The 14515-nt window shown below is 61.3% G+C and carries 13 protein-coding genes; 5 read left to right on the top strand and 8 right to left on the bottom strand.

Going from position 1 to position 14515, the window contains the following annotated elements:
* The gene (locus EDF61_RS06070) at positions 1-1242 is read right to left on the bottom strand and encodes a TadA family conjugal transfer-associated ATPase (protein WP_133833575.1); all 1242 of its coding nucleotides are present in this window, start codon (positions 1240-1242) and stop codon (positions 1-3) included.
* On the bottom strand, positions 1239-2363 hold the full coding sequence (locus EDF61_RS06065; RefSeq protein ID WP_133833574.1) for a CpaE-like family protein: 1125 nt from the start codon (positions 2361-2363) through the stop codon (positions 1239-1241). The genes EDF61_RS06070 and EDF61_RS06065 overlap by 4 nt, the downstream gene beginning before the upstream one ends.
* An 87-nt stretch (positions 2364-2450) precedes the next feature.
* On the opposite strand from EDF61_RS06065, the gene EDF61_RS06060 reads away from it, so the two are divergent.
* Positions 2451-4100, top strand: coding sequence for a bifunctional 3'-5' exonuclease/DNA polymerase (locus tag EDF61_RS06060; protein ID WP_133833573.1), 1650 nt, complete (start codon positions 2451-2453; stop codon positions 4098-4100).
* A 6-nt stretch (positions 4101-4106) separates the two neighbouring features.
* Here EDF61_RS06060 and EDF61_RS06055 read toward each other — a convergent pair whose 3' ends face one another.
* Together EDF61_RS06055 and nth are read right to left on the bottom strand one after the other, a co-directional pair.
* Entirely contained in the window at positions 4107-4784 is a 678-nt protein-coding gene (locus tag EDF61_RS06055; RefSeq protein WP_133833572.1) for an NUDIX hydrolase, read from the bottom strand.
* Positions 4781-5575: an endonuclease III gene (nth, locus tag EDF61_RS06050; protein WP_105656977.1), complete on the bottom strand. Its 795-nt coding sequence runs from the start codon at positions 5573-5575 to the stop codon at positions 4781-4783. The genes EDF61_RS06055 and nth overlap by 4 nt, the downstream gene beginning before the upstream one ends.
* A gap of 203 nt (positions 5576-5778) precedes the next feature.
* On the opposite strand from nth, the gene acs reads away from it, so the two are divergent.
* Together acs and aroQ are read left to right on the top strand one after the other, a co-directional pair.
* Positions 5779-7755 carry an acetate--CoA ligase gene (gene acs, locus EDF61_RS06045; protein WP_105656978.1) on the top strand — a complete coding sequence of 659 codons (1977 nt, stop codon included), beginning with the start codon at positions 5779-5781 and terminating at the stop codon, positions 7753-7755.
* 130 nt (positions 7756-7885) lie between these two features.
* A complete protein-coding gene (gene aroQ, locus EDF61_RS06040; RefSeq protein ID WP_133833571.1) occupies positions 7886-8338 on the top strand; it encodes a type II 3-dehydroquinate dehydratase in 453 nt (150 codons plus the stop codon).
* 9 nt (positions 8339-8347) lie between these two features.
* Here aroQ and EDF61_RS06035 read toward each other — a convergent pair whose 3' ends face one another.
* Entirely contained in the window at positions 8348-9538 is a 1191-nt protein-coding gene (locus tag EDF61_RS06035; RefSeq protein WP_286134139.1) for a MarP family serine protease, read from the bottom strand.
* Positions 9539-9742: 204 nt separating this feature from the next.
* Between EDF61_RS06035 and EDF61_RS06030 the strand changes: the two genes are divergently transcribed.
* On the top strand, positions 9743-10420 hold the full coding sequence (locus tag EDF61_RS06030; protein ID WP_022874282.1) for a Crp/Fnr family transcriptional regulator: 678 nt from the start codon (positions 9743-9745) through the stop codon (positions 10418-10420).
* 68 nt (positions 10421-10488) lie between these two features.
* Here EDF61_RS06030 and EDF61_RS06025 read toward each other — a convergent pair whose 3' ends face one another.
* From EDF61_RS06025 to sp36, 3 genes are all read right to left on the bottom strand, one after another.
* Positions 10489-11403, bottom strand: coding sequence for an NUDIX hydrolase (locus tag EDF61_RS06025; protein ID WP_105656981.1), 915 nt, complete (start codon positions 11401-11403; stop codon positions 10489-10491).
* A 61-nt stretch (positions 11404-11464) separates the two neighbouring features.
* On the bottom strand, positions 11465-11941 hold the full coding sequence (locus EDF61_RS06020; protein ID WP_105656982.1) for a RidA family protein: 477 nt from the start codon (positions 11939-11941) through the stop codon (positions 11465-11467).
* 32 nt (positions 11942-11973) lie between these two features.
* Positions 11974-12129, bottom strand: a complete 156-nt coding sequence (gene sp36, locus EDF61_RS19260; RefSeq protein WP_013349841.1) for a Sp36 family protein — start codon at positions 12127-12129, stop codon at positions 11974-11976.
* 37 nt (positions 12130-12166) lie between these two features.
* Here sp36 and EDF61_RS06015 point away from each other — a divergent pair, with 37 nt between their 5' ends.
* Positions 12167-14467, top strand: a complete 2301-nt coding sequence (locus tag EDF61_RS06015; protein ID WP_105656983.1) for a transglycosylase domain-containing protein — start codon at positions 12167-12169, stop codon at positions 14465-14467.
* Positions 14468-14515: the final 48 nt, after the last annotated feature.

Raw genomic sequence — 14515 nt, 5'->3', positions numbered from 1 at the left:
TCAACGCTCCTTGGCGTGCTCATCGCCTAGCGCCTTGGCAATGGTGCACGTGAGCGATGGGCCAAATCTGTTCGCCAGGAAGTTGTGCCCGTAGTCGGCCAGCGGTTCGGCGGCGTCCAGGTCTATCAGGCGCCGCATGTGCATCTGGCCATCGCTACCGGTGTCCAGGCATCCAAGGGCCACCGGTCCGCGCTGCCCTTGGCTCCCCCTGTTCATGTGAATGACAAGATCCAAGGCGCTGGAGGCCTGCAACGAAGTCGCCTGCACGCTCCATCCGGCGAGCGCACCCAGCGCCGCCAAGCGGGCCGGAACTGACTGCGGGTTGTTGGCGTGCATGGTGCCTGCGGCTCCCTGATGCCCCGTGTTCATGGCTGCCAGAAAATCGCGTATTTCCTCCCCACGGCATTCGCCAACGACCAGACGGTCAGGGCGCATGCGCAGGGCTTGGACAACCAAATCCTTCAGCTGCACCTGGCCGGCAGATTCGACGTTGGCCGACCGGGTTTGCAAGGACACAACATGCGGGTGCGGTACATGCAGTTCTTGCGAGTCTTCCACGATGACCAGACGGTGCCGCGGATTGGCTTCGGCAAGCATGGCTTGCAGGAGGGTAGTTTTGCCGCTGCCTGTTCCTCCGGTAATCAGGAAGTTCATCTGGCGTTCCACGATGGCTTGAAGCAGCGGTAGCCAGAACCCGTTCGATCCTTCCAGGACGGTGCCCAGTTCGAGCTGGGCACTGCGCTTGACGCGAATCGAGATCAGCGGTCCGGCTGTGGCAATTGGAGGCAGTACAGCGTGGACGCGGTAATTCTTCAAGCTCATGTCCATGAACGGGCTAGCTGAATCGAGCCGTCGGCCCGCAAGGGTTGCAAGATGGACGGCCAGGGTCCGAACCTGCTCTGGGGAAGAAAACCGGAATTCGGTGGGCTGCAGGCCGGCCGGAGAATCCGTCCAGACCATCCCTTGCCCGTCGACCAGGACATCGGTCACCTCGGGCCGCTGTGCGAAAGGCTCGAGGATTGATAATCCTGCCACTTCGTTCTGCAGCGATTCCAGCGATTGTGCGGCACCTTGGGAACCCAGAGCCGCGCCGGAGTCGTGAACGGCTCCTGCCAAGGCAATCGCATCAAGCTGCCCGCCGGTGAGCAATGCGCGTTCACGCACGGATTCAAGGATTTTGGCATCCAGCACAGGCCCGCCCGTTGATGGGTTGGCGTTGTGGCTATGCCGGCCCGGGCTCATGGGTGCTGCTCCTTCATTTGCGGTATCAGGCAGAGGTTGGACAGGTGCTGGCGCAATGCCCGGGATTTGAAACTGTCGTATAATTGGCCGCGCTCGATCGCTTTGCTGATCCGGGGAAAATCGGGGAAGGCACCAAGAATCTGAGGAAAACCCGCAGGGGTGCTGCGTAGTTTCTGTTCCCCGCACAGCACCACTTCCCCAGAGGCTGGCACGGTCAGCGAACTGACAGTGGCGATATTCCGGTCTATGAATTGGTTCAGTGCCAGCCGTTGCGGATGCGGTGCGCGCCCGGCATCCACTACGACCAGATCGAATCCTTGCCGGGCGGCGGCCAGCAGGCGGATCACCAGCTGGTCCTCCAGCTCATGCGTTCTGCTTGCCTGGGACCAGGTCAAGATCGCGGTATCGCGAAGCTTCGGCAGCGTTTCAGCCAGTTGATGAGCAGCAAGCGCGCCACCGGATTGCCGCAATTCTTCCCATCCAATTCCCGTTGGCGGTTGGGTGCAAACCAGCGGCCAAGCGCCCTGGGAATGCGGATCCAGATCAATCATGGCGCTGCGAAGACCACTTAATGTCCCGGCATGCGCCAGCAACAGGGCCAGGGTCGTTGTTCCCAGCCCGCCTGCTGTGGAATGCAGTGCCAGTGTGTGTCCATGCCCTGCCCTCATGGCCCATAGACCCAGGTACTCGCCGAGCCATTGGCTGGCCGAGGGCAAAACTGCCACCCTTGCCTTGGGAATTCTGCTGGCCAAGCTCCACACGATGGCCTCGCCATCTTCCAGACCGACCAGGACATCCACCGGCCGGCTCGTATTTTCGGCTAGTGCTGCCATGTCGCTGCCCCACAGCACCGGCCCAGAACCATCGGCGGGCAGCAGCTGCGGGTCGGTGCATTTGTTGATTCTCACCGCCGCGCCGACCGCGATCACTGCGCATCGCTCAATAATCCGTGCATCGTTGCTCACGATGGTGCAGATCGGTTCATCTTCCGCCGTGTGGTCAGCCGCTGCCGGCCTCCTGGTGCTGTTCGGAGGCGCCTGCGCGAAATCCAGTTCAGTCATCACGAATCGTTGGGTGTCCTTCAGCGGTTTAGCCGATGAGGACTCTGATAGCCATTTCATGCATCGAGCGTGGCATCTGCCTAATCATTTGCGTGCCGCTCGCCAACCAACTGGGGATATCGGCCGCTGGCACGGCACAATAGATCCATGAGTGCCATCGCTTTCCTTGCTGCCGATCCTGATGGCTATGCCCTGATCGATCTTCGCGACCAGTATTCTGGCAACTCGCTGCAGCCGGTCGTCTCGGTATCCCGGGATGATTTTGCCGGATTTGTTGCCGAAATCGAAGCACGGCATTCGCCCCGATGGGCCATGCTCCGCACCACCCCGTGGATGCAGCCACTTGTTTCTGCGGGTGTTCATCTGGCCAAGGCCTGCATTCTCTCCTTGGCCCAACGCATCTTGCACCGCTCGCCGCTGAGTGAGGAAAAGCTCGAAGACTTCGATCTTGAACGACCAGTTCAGGCTCACGAAAGGGCCAACCAGGATGCGCTCTTTGCCGCCCCGACCTCCGGCGAATCCCTTTCCGAGCTCGTAGCCATGTACGTTGCCCAGCGCAAGGCGTTGCCGCAGGATCCCAGCACCCGTCAGCGTCTGGAATTATTGATCCACGCCGAATCGGTAGGTGCGTTGATTGCCTGCGAGATGGAAGCGGCCGGTTTGTCGTGGGATGAAGCCGGACACCGCGCCCTGCTGCGCGAGCAATTGGGCGAACGCGTATCCGACTATGGACGGCCGCCGAAACTCGCGGCCAAGGCCCAGCAATTGGCCAAGGCATTAGGCAGTCCCGGGCTCAATCCGGATTCGCCGCAGGAGCTGTTGCGCGCCCTGCATAAGGCCGGTTTCGCGGTGAGCTCGGTGCGGGCCTGGGAACTGGAGCAGATCAAGCATCCATTGATTTCTGAGGTTCTTGAATACAAGAAACTCTCGCGTCTTGCCAGCACCCATGGTGATGCGTGGTTGGATCAATGGGTGAAAGGCGGCCGTTTCCATCCGCATTATGTGCTGGGAACGGTGACTTCAGGACGCTGGGCCGCTTCTGGTGGCGGGGCGCTCCAATTGCCGCATTCCATCCGGCAGGTCGTGCGCACCCGTCCCGGCTCGACGTTTGTGGTGGCCGACGGGAGGCAACTGGAACCTCGAATCCTGGCAGCTATTTCCAATGACCAGCAATTGCAAAAAGCAGGCCAGCAAGATGACCTGTACCAGTGGCTGCTCGATGCCCAGCTCGTGGCTTCCCGAGATGAGGCCAAGCTGGGCATGCTCTCGGTCATCTACGGCGGTGGCGGCGGTGCTTCAGGTGCAGTGGGTGCGGCCCTGACCCGCAGTTTTCCCACCGCCATGCGTTTTGTCGAACAGGCAGCTCTTGCCGGCGAGCAAGGTGAAGGCGTGCGCAGTTTCCTCGGCCGCGGCTGCCCGCCAGCCGATGAGCAGTGGCTGCAGGCGCAGAAAGCTACCAACGATGAAGCATCGCAGCGGGCTGCTGACGGCGCGGCGAGAGCCCGCGGCCGGTTCACCAGGAACTTTGTCGTACAGGCGACCGCCGCGGAGTGGGCTTTGGTGTGGATGGGCCACGCACGGCACCTGATCCATCAGGCCGGGTGGAGCCAGACCTGCCGCCAGGTGTTCTTTGTCCATGACGAAATCGTCTTTGAATGCCCCACCGAATTGGCTGGGCAACTGCAGGAGCTCATCCGGCATGCGGCCATGCTCGCCGGGCGTTCCCTGTTCGGCCAGGCCTCGCCGCGCTTCCCGGTCAGTGTTGCGATCTCCGGGAACTACGCGGATGCGAAGTAGCCGGCTTCAGGCCATGCGCAGTTCACGGCGGTTGTTCCACGGCTGGGTCCAACCCAGCTCGTTGAACAGCCTGTCCAGCACGATCGCGGTGAAGCCCCAGATGATCCGGTCGTCAAAATCGAAGGCCGGGGACTTGAACTTCTGATTGCCGCGCTGCACCACGCCGGTCAGGCGATTCCTCGGCTCCAGCAGGTGCGCCACCGGGGCGCGGAATACGCCGGCGCTTTCGGCCGGGTCAGCCGGATAGACCCTGGATTCGGTATGCCACCAGCCAATCACCGGGGTGACCAGGAAGTTCGAAACCGGCAATTCGGTTTCCCCCAAGGTGCCCAGGACCTCGATCCCGGAGGTGTCCACGCCAGTTTCCTCCCACGCCTCGCGCAAGGCGGCGTCGGCAACGCTCGAATCCTCCTGGTCGATCCCGCCTCCGGGGAAAGCGATCTGGCCCGCGTGCTTGCGCAGGGTCGCGGCGCGCTCCACGAACAGCACGTCCAGATCGCCGGCCCGGGAGTGCGGCTCCAGGGCCGCTTCGCCGGCAGCACCGAACAGGATCAGGACCGCGGCACGGCGCGCAGCACCGAGCTCGATATCGCTCATCACCCATTCGCTGGGCAGTTTCTGCGTTGCCCCGACCTGTGCCGTGTGGCGGGCAATTACTTTTTCCAGTTCCAAGCGCGCGCTCATGCGTCCAATCCGTATCCTTCAGCCCTCAGCTCGCGGCGGGTTGCGCCGGCGATCATTTTCGCCAGCAATTCTTCCCGTCCTGGTGCGAGCTCATACTTGAGCAACGCTGTGGCCTTGGCAGGTATTTCCTCGCCGATGCCGAACGAGGGGCAAAGCTTGGCGATGGCGCAGGCCCCGCAGGCAGGTTTGCGCGAGTGGCAGACGCGGCGGCCATGGAAGACCACGCGGTGGCTGAGCATCGTCCAGTCGCGTTTTTCGAACAGTTCCCCCACCGCGTGCTCGACCTTGACCGGATCGGTTTCATCGGTCCACCCAAAGCGGTTGGCCAGGCGCCCGAAGTGGGTGTCCACGGTGATTCCGGGAACACCGAAGGCATTTCCCAGCACGACGTTGGCGGTTTTGCGTCCCACCCCGGGAAGCTTCACCAGCTCTTCGAGCTTGGCTGGCACTTCTCCGTCAAAGCGCTCAACCAAGGCGGCGGATAGCCCGAGCAGGGAGTCCGTCTTGGCGCGGAAGAAACCGGTGGGGCGGATCAGCTGCTCAAGCTCGCCCCGTTCGGCTTGGCTCATTGCGTGGGCGTCCGGGAAACGGGCGAAGAGCGCTGGAGTGATGGCATTGACCCGCACGTCGGTGGTCTGCGCGGAGAGCACGGTGGCTACCAGCAGTTCGAAGGGGTTCTCGAAGTCCAGTTCGGGCACCGCGTAGGGGTAGGCCTTCGCCAGTTCCCGGTTGATCTTGCGTGCCCGGCGCTTCAGCCCCAGCTCGGTTTCGTTGTCCAATTTCTTCGCCACGCTTTAGATCGTGTCATGAGGGCGTGAAGTTTTCACCCTTGGACACCACCTTGGCGTGCTGTTCATCGCGTGCAGCTAACCGCTCGGCGCACAAATTACCCCATTTCCCCTTTCCCGGTGACACAAAGCACACCGGCCCTGCTGGAGGATGTAACTTTGATCACAGGGAAATATTTGTGACTACGCGGAAGGACGCGAACCCAGTGAGTGATTCGAAAACCTTGGATAACCTGTCGACCGAAACCCGTTCCTTTGCCCCGAGCAAGGACTTCAGCGATCAGGCCATCGCAACGCAGGCCCGCTACGACGCAGCCAAGGCAGACCGCTTGGGCTATTGGGCGGACCAGGCACGCCAGGTACTGACCTGGGACACCGATTTCACTGAAACCTTGGACTGGTCGCAGGCACCGGTGGCCAAGTGGTTCGTCGGCGGCAAGCTCAACGCGGCCTACAACGCGCTGGACCGCCATGTGGAAAACGGCCTGGGCGACCGCGTCGCCATCTACTTCGAAGGCGAGCCGGGCGATACCCGCACCTACACTTACGCGCAGCTGACCGAAGAGGTCAAGAAGGCCGCCAACGCTTTCGAATCCCTGGGCGTGGCCAAGGGCGACCGCGTGGCCGTCTACCTGCCAATGATCCCGGAAGCCGTCATCACCATGTTGGCCTGCGCCCGCATCGGCGCCATCCACTCGGTGGTCTTCGGCGGCTTCTCCGCCGACGCGCTGCGCAGCCGCATCGATGATGCGGACGCCAAGCTCGTGGTCACCGCCGATGGCACCTGGCGCCGCGGCAAGCCGTCCTCGCTGAAGCCGGCAGTCGATGCGGCGCTGGAAGCACCGGGCCACACCGTGGAAAACGTTCTGGTGGTCAAGCGCAACGGCGAGCCCACCGAATTCGGCGCACTGGACAAGTGGTGGGATGACGTCGTCGGCACCGCCGCCACCGAGCACACTGCGGTAGCCCACGACTCCGAGCACCCGTTGTTCGTGCTGTATACCTCGGGCACCACTGGCAAGCCCAAGGGCATTGTGCACACCACCGGCGGCTTCTTGGCCCAGGGCGCCGTGACCCACCGCGACACCTTCGATTTGCACCCGGAAACCGACGTGTACTGGTGCACCGCGGACATCGGCTGGGTGACCGGCCATTCCTACGTCACCTACGCGCCGCTGGTCAACGGCGCCACCCAGGTGATCTACGAGGGCACCCCGGATACCCCGCACCAGGGCCGCTGGTGGGAACTGGTGGAAAAGTACGGCGTCACCATCCTGTACACCGCGCCCACCGCAATCCGCACCTTCATGAAGTGGGGCCGCGAGATCCCCGATGGCTACGACCTGTCCTCGCTGCGCGTGCTGGGTTCGGTGGGCGAACCGATCAACCCGGAAGCATGGATGTGGTACCGCGATGCCATCGGCACCAACAACGGCAAGAACGGCGAGCGCAAGGAACACCCGGCCCCGATCGTGGACACCTGGTGGCAGACCGAAACCGGCGCGCACATGATCGCTCCGCTGCCGGGCGTCACCGCAACCAAGCCGGGTTCGGCCCAGGTGGCCGTGCCGGGCATCGCCATTGACGTGGTGGATGAAGCCGGCGAATCCGTGGCCGACGGCGAGGGCGGCTTCCTCGTCATCCGCGAGCCGTGGCCAGCGATGCTGCGCGGCATCTGGGGCGACATGGAACGCTACAAGGACACCTACTGGTCGCGGTTCGAGAACATGTACTTCGCTGGCGACGGTGCGAAGAAGGACGCCGATGGCGATATCTGGCTGCTGGGCCGCGTGGATGACGTGATGAACGTCTCCGGGCACCGCCTGTCCACCACCGAGATCGAGTCCTCGCTGGTCGCCCACCCATACGTGGCAGAGGCCGCCGTGGTGGGAGCGAAGGACGAGACCACCGGCGAGGCCGTGGTGGCCTTCGTGATCCTGCAAACCGAGCCGGCGGAAGGCGAGGATGTGGTGGCGACCCTGCGCAACCACGTGGGCAAGGACATCGGCCCGATCGCCAAGCCGAAGCATGTGCTGGTGGTTCCGGAACTGCCTAAGACCCGCTCGGGCAAGATCATGCGCCGCCTGCTCAAGGACGTGGCCGAGGGCCGCGAGGTCGGCGATGCCACCACGCTGTCCGATTCAACGGTGATGAGCCAGATCGCGCAGTCCATGGGCAAATAGCCTCAGCACGCCCCAGTGCAGCAAGCCGCCGTTCGTCCACACCGCTGGTGTGGACGCACGGCGGCTTCTTGTATTACGGGGCCAAAGAATTCGGGCGGGAATTTCCCGGTTGTGTAATAGATTTGAGTTCATGACTGAGAACGCATCGAACACCATCTTGCTGCTCAACGGCCCCAACCTGAATCTGCTGGGCACCCGGGAGCCGGAAATCTATGGCCACGACACCCTGGCCGATGTTGAGCAGCTGGCCCGGGAAACCGCTGCGGCCCTCGGCTTCGAATTGCGCGCCTTGCAGTCCAACCATGAGGGTGTGCTCATCGACGCGATTCACGAGGCCCGCACTACCGCAGCCGGCATCATCATGAACCCCGGCGCATTCACCCATACATCTGTGGCTATTGCCGATGCCATCAGCGGCGTGCAGTTGCCAGCCATCGAGGTGCACATCTCGAACGTGCACAAGCGTGAAGCGTTCCGCCACCATTCCTTCATCTCGCCGGTAGCCAGCTCGATCATCATCGGTGCGGGCGTGCACGGCTACAAGCTGGCGGTTCAGCAGCTCTCGCATTTGCTGGGCAAATAGCCGCAAGCCCTAGCCGGTGACGCAGTCGCCTGTTTTGATGCTGGTGCGCCGATCGCCGCCCAGCTCCATGGCGTTCTCGATCTCTTCGAGGCTCAGGGCGAAGCCGACCTCGTCATCGCTGCGCGACTTGGCGAAGATCAAGCCCACCGCGTCGCCGGATTCATCCAGCAGCGGTCCGCCGGAATTGCCCTGGGCTACTTCCGCGGTGAGCTGGTAGACAGAGATTCGAGATGGGTCCGCGCCATAGATATTGGCAATGGAGACGAAGGCACGGGAAGCGATCAAGGCTCCGCGGATCTGCTGCGGGCCGCCCGCTGGGTGCCCGACAAAGGTTGCCGAGTCGCCGCGCATCAGGTCATCAGCGGCGAGGTCGATAGGCTCTGCCTCCAGCCCTTCGACGTAAAGCAGCGCGATGTCGGCCTTGGGATCGAAATAAACAACCTTTCCGCGGTGAACTTCATCACCGCCGACCTCCACGGTTGCCGCGCTCAATCCGGCGACCACGTGCGCGTTGGTCATGACCAGCTCGTGGTCGACAACGAAGCCTGAGCCGGTCAGGTTCACACCGCATTGCACCGCGGTACCGGAGATCTTGGCGGCCGATTGGGCAGCGGCCAGCTGCAGGTCGTTAGCTGCCCATTCGGTGTTGGCCGGCGCCTGGACCGGGGGCGCGAAAGGCTCCAGGAATGCGGGGAGGGTTTCGGCGATCACCTTGGAGCGTGCGGTGGAAATCGCGGCATCGACAAACTCGGGTGTCAGGCCACGAATCGAGTCGATCATCTTGGACTTGCTGATCTCCAGCGAAAGCCTTGGAATACCCATGCTTGAAGTGGAAAAGGCCAAGCCACCGATGATTGTGGCGGTAATGAACACCGACAGCACGCCACCGGCAATGCGGTCCGCGGCACGCAGGAAATCGACATTCATCCAGTGGCGGATGCGGGTTGCAATCACCCGTCCCAGAGCTTGCCCGAGAATGATCAGCACGGCTGCGGTAGCTATCATCAGGCCGACCCGCCACCAGGGGTTCGTGGCGAAGGTGGAAACCAGCGGGATGGCGAAGAATGCGGCGACGCCGCCGACAATCAGGCCGAGCATGTCGCCAATGGTCAGCAGAAAACCTCGACGCACTCCAACAACGAAAAACGTCAGCAAAACAGCGCAGATGACTACGTCGAGCCAGCTGAAAATTCCGAGCACCAAGACCCCAGTTCATTCATAAAGTTCGTATAGACCCAAGGTACCCTTAGAAGCTGATGGATTTCTGCGAGCAGATTCGCGAGTTTTAGTCGAATGTGCGTGATTTTCAACATTTTCTTGGTTAAACCACGTGTGGAAACTGTCACATTGTTACCGAATACGGCACAATGAAGTAAGCGCCTACTACTGTTGACAGGAGATTTAATGGATATCGAGGTACTGCGTCGCGCGCCACTGTTTGCGTCGCTTGGTGATGAAGTATTCGCCGCGCTAACCGAAGAATTGACCGAGGTTGATCTCTCCCGCGGCGCATCGGTGTTCCGTGAAGGCGATCAGGGTGACCGTCTGTACTTCATCGTTTCGGGCAAGATCAAGCTGGGTCGCACCTCTTCGGATGGTCGCGAGAACCTGATTGCTGTTCTTGGCCCAGGCGAACTGTTTGGCGAGATGGCATTGTTCGATCCACACCCACGCAACGCAACTGCAACCGCCGTGTCCGAGACCCGCTTGGCGGGCCTGAGCCACGAGAACATGCGCAAGGCTATCTTGAACTCCCCTGAGGTCTCGATCCAGCTGCTGCAGGCTCTGGCTGCACGTCTGCGTCGTACCAATGAGTCCCTGGCCGATCTGGTCTTCTCTGACGTTCCTGGCCGTGTTGCCAAGGCTCTGTTGGATCTGGCTGACCGCTTCGGTCGCCCAGCTACCGACGGCATCCTGGTTGCCCACGAACTGACTCAGGAAGAGCTGGCTCAGCTCGTTGGTGCTTCCCGCGAAACCGTGAACAAGGCTCTGGCCGAGTTCGTGCAGCGCGGCTGGCTGCGCCTGGAAGCACGCGCCGTCGTGATCCTGGATATCCAGCGTCTGCGCCAGCGCTCGCGCTAAACCGCAGTGATGCAAACAGGCCGGGAATCCTTCAAGGATTCCCGGCCTGCTTTGTTTAAGTTCTGCTCTCAGTGCCCGGCAGTAGTCTGCCATGGGCGGGAGGATTCAGCGCTCATGGAGCCAAGGACTTCCAGATAGTAAATGCCATCGCGCACCAGCAGGTCCGGATGCTTGAGATTCAACGAACGGGCCCGCGAAAGGTAGGCGACCACTCCATTGGCCTCCGCCATGGCTTCCAGGATCATTTCCACCGCCGGGTAGCTAATCTCCGAGAGCGCGAGGTTCACTGTGTTGGGTTGGCCAACGCTGTCCCCCAGCTCGCTGGTGCTGCGTTTGGCCAATATTTCCCCGGCGGCACACCAGCGCCCCCATTTGCCTTTGCCGCGCAGCAAGGCAGCCTCCTGGCGGTTGGGCACGGTGGCAGTGAAGTACCAGGTGTCGAAGCGGCGCAGGGCAAAGTTCGGGTTGAGCCAGTGGGATACCGGACGCAAAAGGTCTGTGCGCAAGCCCAGTCCGCGGCGGCGCAGGAATTCGTCGAAGGCCAGGTCCTGTCCGGCGATTGCTTCGCGGGCGGTCATCCAGTCTTCTGCATCGGTCATTTCGACCACGGATTGCTCATCGGTGCCGGCCAGCAGGATTCCGGTCTCTTCGAAAAGCTCGCGGATGGCGCAAACGATGTATGCCTGCGCCAACTGCTGGTCCAGCATGTCCATGCGCTTGGACCATTGGGACAGGCTCGGACCGAACCATTGGTAGGTGGCACGGTCGCTCGCCTCGTGGCTGCCGCCTGGAAAGGCCACGTTGCCCAGTGGGGAGCCCCCGGGGCGATAAGTCAGATAGGTCTCCACGCCGTGGGAAGAATCCCTCACAAGGCAGATGGAGGACGCGCGCCGCGGGGTGCGCGGCGTGCGCGAACCGAAAGAGAACCAGTTTTCGGCGGTGGCAATTTGATGCGGTGGCAAATCAAAGAGCCGGCGCACCATACCGCTGCGCGGCCCCGCCGGGAATGCCCGTCGGGACCGCGCAGCAGGAATCTGGCTTGAATTACTCAAATTCGGCGATGACCTCGACCTCGACAGGTGCATCCAGCGGCAGAACGGCAACGCCGACGGCCGAGCGTGCGTGCAAGCCTGCATCGCCGAGTACCTCGCCGAAGAACTCCGATGCCCCGTTGATGACGCCTGGCTGTCCGGTGAAGTCCGGTGCCGACGACACGAAACCGACAACCTTCACGATGCGCTTAATGCGATCTAGATCACCAATTTCGGCCTTGATGGCGGCTAGCGCGTTAAGCGCAGCGGTCTGCGCCTGGGCCTTCGCCTCCTCGGCCGAAACCTCGGCACCAACCTTTCCAACGGCTGTGAGTTCACCCTTAATCAGCGGAAGCTGGCCAGAGGTGTAGACATAGTTGCCGGTGGTAACGGCTGGCAGGTAGGCGGCTACCGGCTTTGCCACAGCTGGCAAGGCATGACCGAGCTCGGCCAGACGAGCCTCGACACGCGAGGAAGTAGCTTCTTGCATGGGATTTCTCCTTCAGTAAATGTTGTTGCTAGTTACGCTTTCGGACGCTTCATGTAGGCCACTGGAGATGAGCCGTTGGGGCCTGGAACCACGGTTACCAGCTCCCAGCCATCGTCACCCCACTGGTCCAAAATCTGCTTCGTAGCGTGAATCAAAAGCGGCAAAGTGGCGTATTCCCATTTAGTCATACTCGATACGTTAGCGCGTCCTTGTAAACTAGTGGGTATGGCAGCCAAGAAGTCCCCTTTTTTTGATACCGCTACCACCCTGGGAAAAGTCGTTGCATTCTTCGGAATCAGCGCCCTGTGTGGTGTGCTCGCAGCAGGCATGCTCGTGCCCATTGCAGCTATCGCAAAAACCGGTTTGACCACCGGTAACAACATCGTCAGCGCGCTCCCGAGCTCGTTTGAAAAGCTCCCCATCCCGGAGCCTTCCACGATCCTTGACGCTGATGGCAAGGCCATTGCGAACTTCTACCAGCAAAATCGCCAGCCTGTGAAGCTAGATGACATCTCGCCAAACATGCGCAAGGCGATCATCTCGGTGGAAGATGAGCGTTTCTACGAGCACAAGGGCATCGACCCCAAGGGCATCGCCCGTGCAGTAGTTGGCAACCTCACCTCTTCGAGCCGCTCTGGTGCTTCCACCCTGACCCAGCAGTACGTGAACAACCTGCTAGTGAATAACCAGGTGCTCACCGGTTCGGACGAATCCACTGTTTCCGGCCAGAAGGGCTACTCGGATAAGATCCGCGAGCTGAAGTACGCGGTGGCCATCGAGAAGGAAATGTCCAAGGACCAGATCCTGGAGGGCTACCTGAACCTGGTGCTCTTCTCGGGTCGCGAGTACGGCGTGCAGGCTGCCGCTCAGCACTTCTACTCAACCGATGCCAAGGACTTGAACGTGCAGCAGTCGGCCATGCTTGCCGGCATGGTCCAGCTGCCAAACGTCTACAACCCGATCAACAACCCTGAGCGATCCATCGACCGCCGCAACAAGGTGCTGGGCAACATGTACCGCACCGGCGCAATCACCAAGAAGGAATACGACAAGGCGGTGAAGTCGGACCTGGAACTGGATCCGCGCACGTCCCCTTCCGGTTGCACCGCGGCCAAGGAAAATGCCTACTTCTGCGACTACGTCACCAATCTGATCCTTTCCGATGACACCTATGGCAAGACCAAGGAAGATCGCGAAGGCCTGCTGTACCGTGGCGGCTTGACCGTCAAGACCACCCTGAACAGCAAGCTGAACAAGAAGGCCGCCAAGGACGCAGCGAAGGCTATCGATCCAAAGGCCAAGTCCAACACCGACATTTACTCCTCGATCGTTTCGGTCGAGCCGGGCACCGGCAAGATCCTGACCATGGCGCAGAACACCACCTACGGTCCGGAAGTCAAGAACTCGGGCGAGAACACCTATTACAACTTCGCTGTCGAGCGTTCCCTGGGTGGCGCTGGCGGGTTCCAGGGTGGTTCTACCATGAAGCCGTACACCACCTTGGGCTGGCTGTCCGAAGGCAACCGCATGTACGACAAGATCAATGCCAAGAAGCAGGTTTTCGTACCCGGCTCCAAGTGGCGGGCATCTTGCCTTCCCGGAGGAACGACAACTGTTGGTTCTAATTGGGAACCGAAGAATGCATCGCCTGGCTTCTACCGCTCGATGACCGTGGATACCGGCCTGTACTGGTCGATCAATACCGCGACCGTGCAGGAGGCCTACAAGACCGACCTGTGCACCATCGCCGATTACACCAAGAAGCTTGGCGTACTGGATCAGGGCGCCAAGGGCGGCCCTGCCCCGATCTCGCCTTCGAACCCTTCGTTCATCATCGGCTCGGCAGAAATCACCCCGCTGTCCCAGGCCGCCGCATTCGCTGCATTCGCCAACAAGGGCGAGTACTGCGAACCACGCGCCATCAACAGCGTGACCGACAAGGACGGCAACGAGTACAAGGTCAAGAAGGAATCCTGCTCCCAGGAAATCGACCCGACCTACGTTGCCGATCTGAACGGCACCCTGAAGAAGATCGCCACCAACCGCGTCTCCAAGGGCCGCGTCGACGGCCCAATCGCTGGCAAGACCGGTACCAACAACTACGCGTCCTCGACCTGGTTCGTCGGCTACACCACCGGAATTTCCACCGCCACCTGGGTCGGCCGACTCAAGGGCAAGGCCGGCGAAGAGAAGAACCAGATGCACGGCGCGATGGTCAACGACAAGAAGGCCCCTTGGATGGTCGATTCCTCGACCTTCGCCGCCCCGCTGTGGGTGGACTTCATGGAGGAGGCCGTGCACGAATACGAGCGGAACAACTTCGGTTCGGCCCGTCGCCAGCCGCCTCCGCCAAAGCCGAAGGAAGAAGACGATTCCAAGTCCGACTCGGATGAGAAGGACAATGACAAGGAAGAGTCGAAGGAAGATTCCAAGCCTAAGGAAGAATCCTCGCCGAAGCCCGACTCCGATAACAAGGGCAACGGAAACGGCAATGGAAACGGCAACGGCAAGAAGTCCGATGACTAGCTGAATATTCGAAAGGCCGCGTTCAACTTTGGTTGGACGCGGCCTTTC

Origin of the sequence: Arthrobacter sp. JUb115 (assembly GCF_004365035.1) — a bacterium.
Lineage (GTDB): Bacteria > Actinomycetota > Actinomycetes > Actinomycetales > Micrococcaceae > Glutamicibacter.
Note: the sequence above shows the minus strand (reverse complement) of the source record. Positions and strands in the feature narration are given on the sequence as shown.

Excerpts from the sequence above, each read along its gene's own strand:
- EDF61_RS06070 (WP_133833575.1), bottom strand. The coding sequence starts at position 1,242 with ATGAGCCCGGGCCGGCATAGCCACAACGCCAACCCATCAACGGGCGGG.
- EDF61_RS06065 (WP_133833574.1), bottom strand. The coding sequence starts at position 2,363 with ATGAAATGGCTATCAGAGTCCTCATCGGCTAAACCGCTGAAGGACACC.
- EDF61_RS06060 (WP_133833573.1), top strand. The coding sequence starts at position 2,451 with ATGAGTGCCATCGCTTTCCTTGCTGCCGATCCTGATGGCTATGCCCTG.
- EDF61_RS06055 (WP_133833572.1), bottom strand. The coding sequence starts at position 4,784 with ATGAGCGCGCGCTTGGAACTGGAAAAAGTAATTGCCCGCCACACGGCA.
- aroQ (WP_133833571.1), top strand. The coding sequence starts at position 7,886 with ATGACTGAGAACGCATCGAACACCATCTTGCTGCTCAACGGCCCCAAC.
- EDF61_RS06030 (WP_022874282.1), top strand. The coding sequence starts at position 9,743 with ATGGATATCGAGGTACTGCGTCGCGCGCCACTGTTTGCGTCGCTTGGT.
- EDF61_RS06025 (WP_105656981.1), bottom strand. The coding sequence starts at position 11,403 with ATGGTGCGCCGGCTCTTTGATTTGCCACCGCATCAAATTGCCACCGCC.
- EDF61_RS06020 (WP_105656982.1), bottom strand. The coding sequence starts at position 11,941 with ATGCAAGAAGCTACTTCCTCGCGTGTCGAGGCTCGTCTGGCCGAGCTC.
- sp36 (WP_013349841.1), bottom strand. The coding sequence starts at position 12,129 with ATGACTAAATGGGAATACGCCACTTTGCCGCTTTTGATTCACGCTACG.
- EDF61_RS06015 (WP_105656983.1), top strand. The coding sequence starts at position 12,167 with ATGGCAGCCAAGAAGTCCCCTTTTTTTGATACCGCTACCACCCTGGGA.